Here is a 6,227-nt window from a genome sequence, read left to right as displayed (position 1 = left end):
CCAGGGCCGTGCTGGAGGACCTGCACGGGCCCGTCGGCCGGGTCCTGGTCGCCGGGGGCCCGCCCCGGCACGGGCACCGCTGAGCGTGCCGGGCCCGGAGTGCCGGTTACCCGGCGATCCATCGCCGGAGGACTATGCTCGGCGGACGTCTGCGCCGCCGCCGAGCAAGGAGACCCGCCGTGACCACCCCCGACGCGAGCGGAGCACCGGAGACGGCCGGCCGCCGGACCAATCCGTGGCTCGTCCTGTTCGTACTGTGCCTCGGCTTCTTCATGATCCTGCTGGATACCACGATCGTGAACATCGCGATCCCGGACCTGATCGACGACCTGGGCGCGTCCCTCGACGAGATCCTGTGGATCCTCAACTCCTACATCCTGGTGTACGCGGTGCTGCTGATCACCGCGGGACGGCTCGGTGACATCCACGGGCCCAAGCGGCTGTTCATGCTCGGCCTGGTGGTGTTCACGCTGGCGTCGGTCGCCTGCGCCCTGGCCCGCAGCCCGGAGCAGCTGGTGGCGTTCCGCGTCGCGCAGGGCGTGGGCGGCGCGCTGCTGACCCCGCAGACCCTCGCCGTGATCACCACGATCTTCCCGGCCGAGCGGCGCGGCGCGGCGTTCGGCGTCTGGGGCGCCGTCGCCGGGCTCGCCACCGTCGCCGGGCCCACGCTGGGCGGCTGGCTGGTGTCCGGCTGGGGCTGGCGCTGGATCTTCTACGTCAACGTGCCGGTGGGCGTGCTCGCCCTGGCCATGGCCGCGGTGTACATGCCGGACCTGCGCTTCCACCGCCGCCACCGGCTCGACCTGCTCGGCACCGGCCTGGTCACGCTCGGCCTCTTCCTGGTCTGCTTCGGCCTGATCGAGGGCCAGTCGCACGACTGGGGCCCGGTCTGGGGCCCGGTCACCATCCCCATGGTCATCGCCGCCGGCGTGCTGGTGCTGGCCGTGTTCGTCTGGCAGCTGCACGCCCGCCGCGACCACGAGCCGCTCATCCCGCTGCGGCTGTTCGCCGACCGCAACTTCACGGTGATGAACCTCGTCGTCGCCGCGGTCGCCTTCGGCATGCTCGGCCTGTTCGTGCCGCTCACCATCTACCTGCAGTCGGTGCTCGGGCTCAGCGCGCTGCAGGCCGGCCTCACCACGGCGCCGATGTCGCTGATGACGATGCTGTTCGCGCCCCTGGCGGGCCGCCTGTCCGACGGCCCGTACGGGCGGTGGGCGCTGTTCGGCGGCATGACCCTGTGGACCGGCGGCCTGACCGCCGTCATCCTCACCGCGCAGGCCGGCTCGGACCGCGGCGACCTGATGCCGGGCCTGCTGGTCGCGGGCCTCGGCCTCGGCTTCGTCTTCGCCCCGCTGCAGACCATCGCCATGCGCGACATCGAGCCGCGGCTGGCCGGCGCCGCCTCCGGCGTCATCAACACCACCCGCCAGCTCGGCGCGGTCATCGGCGCGGCCGCCGTCGGCGCGCTGCTGCAGGCGCAGCTCGCCACCGCGCTCGCCGCCCAGGCCCGGACCAACGCCGCCGCGCTGCCCGAGGGCGTACGCGAACGGTTCACCGAGGCCTTCGCCAACGCGGGCACCGGCGGCATGGAGGTCGGCGCCGGCCAGAGCGGCGCGCACCTGCCCCCGGGCACGCTCGGCGCGGTCACCGAGCTGGCCCACACCACCTTCCAGCAGGGCTTCACCACCGCGATGAAGGCGACCACGGCGCTCCCGCTGATCGTGCTCGGCCTCGCCGCGCTCGCGGTGCCCCTCGCCCGCCGCCGCACGACCCCGGCCGCCATCCCCGACCAGCCCATCCCCGCCACCGCGTCGGCCACCCCCACCACCGACTCCCCGGCCACCGCCCCGGCCGGACCCCGCCCCTGATCCGGACCCCGCCCCTGATGTAGACGTTGGCCTATCTGGATGACTTTTCGTTGATCGAAGTCATCCAGATAGGCCAACGTCTATGAAAAAAGGGGCGGCCCGGCGGGCGCGGCGCGGCTCGGTCAGGGCGGCGCCGCGAGCGGGGCGTGGCTGAGGTGATGGGTGCCGGGGCGGTGTGCCGGGGCGGGCTCAGCGGCCCGCGTTGCGCGGGTGGTTGCGGGCCGTGCGCTCGTTGCCGTGCCGGTAGTTGCCCGTCCAGCGGGCCATGACCTCCTGCGGGTCACCGGCCTCCACCTCGGCCAGGAACCGGGCCGCGCGGTCGCCGCGCAGCAGCGTCACCACGGCACGGCGGTGCGACACGGCCACCGTGCCGTCGCCGCGTACGGCGTAGTCGAATCCTTGGGGTGCGGGCATGCCGCCGATCGTGCCACGCGCGCCGACCTGCCCGCACCGCGGTTTCCGGTCAGGCCCCCAGCGCGGCGCGCACCGTGGCGGCGGAGGCGGGCGTGCCCGCCTCGTCGCTGAACGAGCCGTACGGCGCCCCGTACGCGGCCGTGTCCGGCTGGTGCCGGCGCCCGCCCGTGCCCAGCGGCCCGGCGTCGACGCCGTCGTAGCCGATCGCGTCGAGGAAGGACAGCACGGCCGCCTTCGCCTCGGGGTCGTCGCCGGACACGACCAGCGCAGAGCGGTCGGCGGCACCGGCGGGCCGGGCCAGCGAGCCCAGGTGCTTGAAGTAGATGTTGTTGAACACCTTCACCACCCGCGCCCCGGCCAGGTGCCGCTGCAGCAGCTCGCTGCTGGTGGTGCTGCCGTCGTCGAGCACGTCGATCCGCCCGTCGCGCTCCGGGTAGTAGTTGTTGGTGTCCATCACGACCTTGCCGGCCAGCGGCGCGGCCGGGATGCTGGCGTACGCCCGCAGCGGCACGCTGACCAGCACCAGGTCTCCGGCGGCGGCGGCCTCCTCGACGGTGCCGGCGCGGGCCCGCGGGCCGAGCTCGGACACCAGGTCGGTGAGCGTCTGCGGCCCCCGCGAGTTGCTCAGCACGACGTCGTACCCGGCCGCGACGGCCAGCCGGGCGACCGTGCCGCCGATGTTGCCACTGCCGATGAATCCGATGGTGGTCATGCCGTCCCCCGTTGCGCCGCACCGGCGCCCACCGGTCCCGGAACGCCTACCCGCCCCGGCACCGGTGAGCCCGGCTGCCCATGTCACGTCCCCGGCGGCCCGCCGGGCATCGTCATGGTCAACGCCCGGCCCGCGCGGACGGTGACTGGCGGCCCCGCCGGCTACGGGTTTCGCAACTCGCGTGCCGGACCCCTCGTCACGGCGCGCAGCAGCAGGCCGACCCCCAGCAGCGGCAGCACGACCAGCTTCCCGCCCTCCAGCGCGATGTAGAGCAGGTGCAGGGAGGACTCCGGTGGGACGCCGCCGTCGATGATCACCTGGGCCCGCTCGTCGAGCAGCGGGCGCAGCACCAGCGCCTGGGTCGCCAGCAGCACCCACAGCCCGCCGGTGAGCCACCAGCGCAGCCGCCCGGCCGCCGTGCCGAGCAGCGCCAGGGTCAGCAGCACCAGCAGCACGAACTCGACGGCGTTCAGCGCGCCGAAGACCAGCCGGCCGATGCCCAGCCCGAGGGCGGTGGTGATGCCCGGGGCGCGGAACTTCAGCGGCGCCTCCAGCAGCGAGATCGCGGCGACCATGCCGAACCACACGAACGGCACCGCCACCTGCCCGACCAGCCTGACCCTGCTCACCGCACTGCCCCGCGCGCTGCCGCAGCGAGCCTGATCTCGGCGACGCACACTCCCGGCCGCGCGAACGGGAACAGCTCCGCCTCGAACGCTCCCGCCGGGCCGCCCTCGGTCACCTCGTCGACGACTCCGGACTCCGCCTGCCGGTCGGCCGAACCGGCGGCACCGCCCGCGAGCGTGCCGCGCAGCAGGCCGAGGTGTACGCCGCAGACGACGGCCGGATGCCTGCGGGCCAGGTCGAGGAACGGGCAGGCGCGCAGCTCGATGCGGGCGGCACCGGGGTCCGGCGTGCGCGCCGGGTCGAAGCCCAGCTCGGTGAACAGCGCCGTCGCCCGCGCGGCCGCCTCGTCGAGCGAGCCGGGCGGCGGCAGGGTCGCCGCGGCCGCCGTGCGTGCGCTCCCCGCGGAGTCCACCTCGGGCGCGGTCCCCGCGGGCTCCGCCACGGGCGCGCTCGACGCGGACTCCCCCGCGAGCGCGGTCCCGGGGGACTCCGTCGGGGGCTCGGTCGCCGCGACGGGGCCCCGCAGCCAGCGCTCGCCGGCACTGCGGGCCAGCTCGGCGCCGCGCGCGTCGTCCAGGCGGCTCGCCAGCAGCTCCGCCAGCAGGGCGTAGCCGCCCTCCCCGGTGGCGGGCGTCACGCAGGCGTACACCGCCTGCGGGCGGCCGCGGCCGCCGCCGGACTGCCGGGACTCGGCGACGTAGCCCGCCTCGATCAGGACCCGGAGGTGGAAACGGACGGTGTTCGGGTGCAGCCCCGTGGCCTGCCCGAGCGCCACGGCGTCCCGGGGCGTCCCGGCGGCGCGCAGGGCGTCGAGCACCCGGCGGCGGCTGGGCACCGCGAGTGCGCCGAATGTCATAGCGTCGCCCACCCTCCGAATATATACGATGGCGGTAGTAAAAAAGGAGGGCCGCGTGCGTACCGACATCGCCGACCGCGCCGACATCACCGCGCTGGTGACCGACTTCTACACCCGGGTGTACGCCGACGAGCTGCTCGGCCCGATCTTCGTCGACGTGGCCCGGCTCGACCTGACGGCGCACCTGCCGATCATGTGCGACTTCTGGGAGTCGGTGCTGCTGCGCGCGGGCACCTACCGCCGCAACGCGCTGACGCCGCATGTCGCGCTGAGCCGCCGCGCCACGCTGGAGCGCCGCCACTTCGACCGCTGGCTGCGGCTGTGGCACGACACCGTGGACGAGCGGCACGCCGGCCCGCTCGCCGAGCAGGCCAAGCGGCAGGCCGTGCGCATCGCCGCCTCGCTGCGGCGGCGGCTGGCCGGCGGCACGGGCAGCGAGCACGTCACCATCTCGCCGCGGCCGGCCTGACGCGGCGGGGGCGCCACCCGGGTCGCGGGTGACGCCCCCTTTCTGGGGAGGATCAGGTCAGAGGGTCAGTGACCAGGTGTCGATCCGTCCCGTGTCGGCCGTGGCGGCGTCACGGACCCGCAGGGTCCAGGTGCCGTTGGCGGCCTCGGTGGACAGGTTGCGGCTGAAGGTCGCGATGATGTTGTCGGTGCTGCTGCCGGTCCGGTTGTGCAGGTTGTACACCGAACCGTCCGGCGCGATCAGATCGACGACCAGGTCACCCTTGTAGGTGTGGTAGATCGTCACCGAGACCGAGCTGGTGGCCGACGCGTTGCGGTTGCAGCCGGCGATGGTGATGGTGCTGTTCACCGTGGTGTTGTCCGGGATGGCGACGTCGGTGGGGTTGGTGCCGGTACAGCCCGGCGCCCCGTTGACCGTCAGCGAGTAGGTCGCGGTCCGGGTCGAGCTCGCCCCGGTCCCGGTGATGGTCACCGCGTACGTGCCCGCCGGGGTGGACGCGCTGGTCGCGATGCTCAGCGTCGAGGTGCCGCCGTTCGACGAGATCGAGGACGGGCTGAACGACGCGGTGGCGCCCGACGGCAGGCCGGAGGCGGTCAGGTTGACCGTCTGCGCGCTGCCGTTGGTGAGGGTGGCGGTGATGGTGCTGCTCACCGAGCTGCCCGGGTTGACCGAACCCGACGCCGGCGCGGCGGCCAGCGAGAAGTCGTTGCCGGTCGGGCAGGCGGCGTCGCTGCCGGCCACGTTGACCGCGGTCCAGGCGGCCTGGACGGTCTTGTACTCCAGGGAGCACTGGCCGTACAGGTCGGTCGCGGCACGCAGCGTGTAGGCGCGGGCCGTGTTGGCCGGGTTGCTGGTCAGCACGTAGCGGGTGCTGGAGGTGAAGTACACGTCCAGCGCCCGGTACCAGATCTTCTCCGCCTTGGCGCGGCCGATGCCGGTCACGGCCGGAGCCGAACCGCAGACCGGGCTGGTGCCGTACGCGGTGGCGCCGGTGCCCTCGGCCAGGTTGAAGAAGAAGTGGTTGCCCGGACCCGACGAGTAGTGCACGTCCACGCTGTTGGTGCTGGTCGACCAGCAGCCGTGCGACGAGCCGTCCAGGGTCGGGTTGTACATGTAACGCAGCGGGGTCCCGTTGCCGTTGATGTTGATCTTCTCGCCGACCTGGTAGTCGCCCGGGTCGCTGGGCGCGGCGGCGTAGAACTCCACCATGTTGCCGAAGATGTCGCTGGTGGCCTCGTTCAGGCCGCCGGACTCACCGGAGTAGACCAGGCCCGCCAG

Annotated in this window: 7 protein-coding genes; 2 read left to right on the top strand and 5 right to left on the bottom strand. The window is 73.9% G+C overall.

Annotated elements, in window-relative coordinates; all coding sequences use genetic code 11:
• Positions 1-179 precede the first annotated feature (179 nt).
• Positions 180-1,871, top strand: a complete 1,692-nt coding sequence (locus tag AB0J67_RS38465; RefSeq protein WP_363490323.1) for a DHA2 family efflux MFS transporter permease subunit — start codon at positions 180-182, stop codon at positions 1,869-1,871.
• Positions 1,872-2,060: 189 nt separating this feature from the next.
• Here AB0J67_RS38465 and AB0J67_RS38460 read toward each other — a convergent pair whose 3' ends face one another.
• The 4 genes from AB0J67_RS38460 to AB0J67_RS38445 form a co-directional block, all read right to left on the bottom strand.
• Positions 2,061-2,285 (bottom strand): hypothetical protein, encoded by a 225-nt coding sequence (locus AB0J67_RS38460; protein ID WP_363490321.1) that lies wholly within the window; start codon positions 2,283-2,285, stop codon positions 2,061-2,063.
• A 49-nt stretch (positions 2,286-2,334) separates the two neighbouring features.
• Positions 2,335-2,997 carry an NAD(P)-binding domain-containing protein gene (locus AB0J67_RS38455; protein WP_363490319.1) on the bottom strand — a complete coding sequence of 221 codons (663 nt, stop codon included), beginning with the start codon at positions 2,995-2,997 and terminating at the stop codon, positions 2,335-2,337.
• 161 nt (positions 2,998-3,158) lie between these two features.
• A complete protein-coding gene (locus AB0J67_RS38450; protein WP_363490317.1) occupies positions 3,159-3,626 on the bottom strand; it encodes a hypothetical protein in 468 nt (155 codons plus the stop codon).
• Positions 3,623-4,480, bottom strand: a complete 858-nt coding sequence (locus AB0J67_RS38445; RefSeq protein WP_363490315.1) for a helix-turn-helix domain-containing protein — start codon at positions 4,478-4,480, stop codon at positions 3,623-3,625. Before AB0J67_RS38445 ends, AB0J67_RS38450 begins: the two co-directional genes overlap by 4 nt.
• A 55-nt stretch (positions 4,481-4,535) precedes the next feature.
• On the opposite strand from AB0J67_RS38445, the gene AB0J67_RS38440 reads away from it, so the two are divergent.
• Positions 4,536-4,949, top strand: coding sequence for a group III truncated hemoglobin (locus tag AB0J67_RS38440; protein ID WP_363490313.1), 414 nt, complete (start codon positions 4,536-4,538; stop codon positions 4,947-4,949).
• A 57-nt stretch (positions 4,950-5,006) separates the two neighbouring features.
• On the opposite strand, the gene AB0J67_RS38435 is transcribed toward AB0J67_RS38440, so the two are convergent.
• Positions 5,007-6,227 (bottom strand): M4 family metallopeptidase (locus AB0J67_RS38435; RefSeq protein ID WP_363490311.1); only part of this gene is annotated, 1,221 nt, incomplete at its 5' end.

Origin of the sequence: Catellatospora sp. NPDC049609, assembly GCF_040675365.1 — a bacterium.
Lineage (GTDB): Bacteria > Actinomycetota > Actinomycetes > Mycobacteriales > Micromonosporaceae > Catellatospora.
This window is presented reverse-complemented; position numbering and strand designations above follow the sequence as displayed.